1 pseudogene is annotated in these 344 nt (G+C 69.2%); it reads left to right on the forward strand.

Going from position 1 to position 344, the window contains the following annotated elements:
- Positions 1–344 (forward strand): annotated as a pseudogene (locus tag IO29_RS31340) (alpha/beta hydrolase); the annotation flags it as partial.

Below are 344 nucleotides of genomic sequence, written 5' to 3' on the forward strand. Positions count from 1 at the left end.
GCGACGTCGTCGACGACGTCGGCGGATGTGACCCGGGTGATTCCGGAGTCGGCGACGGGGGATGCGGGGGATCTGCGGGCGCAGACGGTGGCGGTGATGCAGGGCCAGAACCCGGAGAACCTCGTCGTCCCCGACGGCAGGGTCCGCTCGGCGGGGTGGATCCCGACGCAGGTCATCCGGCACGGTCAGCCGTATCTGTCGGAGTTCCCGACGTACGGTCCGCAGTTGGAGGCGGACTGGACGAAGGGCCAGTACGCGTGGACGGCGGTCTCGGGCCGTTCGGTGATCCGCAAGGCGGAGGGCAGCGGTCACTACATCTACGTCGACCGCAAGGACATCGCCGT

The organism is Streptomyces sp. NRRL F-6676 (genome assembly GCF_000725625.1).
GTDB lineage: Bacteria > Actinomycetota > Actinomycetes > Streptomycetales > Streptomycetaceae > Streptomyces.